A 1,615-nucleotide genomic window follows, 5' to 3' on the forward strand; every position below is an offset into this window, starting at 1 on the left:
TTCAACAATAATGTTGACTGATACACCGCCTTCGCGAGCAAGCCCGCTCCCACATTGGTTTGTGTTGTGGATTACTGGGTGTATGAACTCACCGCCGAACGCGGCATTACCGGCTGATTGTCATTGGAGATGGTCACCTCCACCCGACGGTTCATCGCCCGGCCCGAAGTGCTGCTGTTATCCGCCACCGGATACTCCTTGCCGTAACCCTGGGCGACGATACGCGCAGGATCAACGCCCATCTTCACCAGTGCCGCACGCACGGAACCCGCGCGACGTTCCGACAGCGACTGGTTGTGCGACGCCGTACCGGTGCTGTCGGTATAGCCCTCGACAATCACTTTGCGCTCGGGGTTTTCCTGTAGGTACTGCGCCAGTTTGTTGATGTTCGCCAGGCCGTTGGATTTCAGCTCGGCCTTGTCGGTGGCGAACAGCACATCACCGAAGGTCACCAGTGTCCCGCGATCGGTCTGCCTGGCGTTGAGGCTGTCCTTCAACTGTTTGATCTGCTGATCACGGGCGTCAAGGCGCGCCTGAGCCCGTTGCGCCGAGGCATCTTTCAGGCTGGCCTCGGCGGTGCGCAGGGCGATGGTCTGCTTGGCCACTTCGACGCGCTGGTTGGTCAAATAGGCAAGCTGGTCGACCGTGGTCACGTCCTCCTTGTCCTTGTAGGCCTTATCGGCCTTGTCCAGATAGTCGCTGGCTTCCTTGGTTTCCAGGGCCGCAACCTTGGCCGCTTGCGGATCGGTTTGCAGGCCGGTGTAGTTGGTGCGGGCCTGTTCGAGGTTGGCGTTCGGTGGTGTGGAGCAGGCTGCCAGGGTTACGGTGACAGCCAGCAGGGCAGGGATCATCAATTGATTGGATTTCATGATTTCGTCCTTTTAGTCGAGTGGGAATGCGTGGTGCCGCGCCGCTTACTGAACGGTGCGCTGGCTTTCCTGACGCAATTCCTGAACGCCTTTCTGCGCGTCCTTCACTGATTGTTCGGCCTTCATCGCCTGGGCCTTGCGCTCGGCCACGCGAGCGTCCCACTCGGCCTGTTCGGCGAGTATCCGGGCCTGGTCGTATTTTTTGTCGTGCATGGCGATTTCGGCTTGCTTGAGCTTGTCCTGGGCCGACTTCATTTCCACGGCGGCGAACTCGGTGCCGCCGGCGCTCACGGCGTCGTTGACGGCCGATTGGGTGACCGCGTACTGCTCGGTCGGCGGGTTACCGGCGCAGCCGGCCAGGACCAGGCTGCTGCCCAGGGCCAACGCCGCCAGTTTGAGGCTACGCGAACAGGTGAATGAGGGGTTTGCGATTCGGGTTTTCATGGTCTTCAACTCCATTGGGCCAGTTCCTGAAAAACGTCGAAGTCCACCCTGGGCAGGGCGCTGAAACCATCAATTGCGGGGTATTTTGAAACGCTCGTCCCAGGCGTGGTTACTTGGGTTGACCCGAGGCTTTTTTTGAAAGTTCAGAGAATTTAGCCGGCTATCGAAAAACCTGGATCGAGTCGACAGCGCCCTATCGGGCAGGAGAAGCGCAATTTTTTGAATTGGCACACGGGCTGATGTGGGAGCGGGCTTGCTCGCGAAAGCGGTCTATCAGTCAACGTAGATGTCGAATGTTAAAC

General features: G+C 59.1%; 2 protein-coding genes. Both read right to left on the reverse strand.

Going from position 1 to position 1,615, the window contains the following annotated elements; all coding sequences use genetic code 11:
- Positions 1-71: 71 nt before the first annotated feature.
- Complete coding sequence (locus KGA98_RS28390) at positions 72-869, reverse strand: OmpA family protein (RefSeq protein ID WP_223504975.1); 798 nt, start codon at positions 867-869, stop codon at positions 72-74.
- A 45-nt stretch (positions 870-914) separates the two neighbouring features.
- On the reverse strand, positions 915-1,328 hold the full coding sequence (locus tag KGA98_RS28395) for a DUF4398 domain-containing protein (protein ID WP_223504977.1): 414 nt from the start codon (positions 1,326-1,328) through the stop codon (positions 915-917).
- Positions 1,329-1,615 lie beyond the last annotated feature (287 nt).

Source organism: Pseudomonas sp. BF-R-24 (genome assembly GCF_019947335.1).
In the GTDB taxonomy this organism is placed as follows: Bacteria; Pseudomonadota; Gammaproteobacteria; order Pseudomonadales; family Pseudomonadaceae; genus Aquipseudomonas; species Aquipseudomonas jessenii.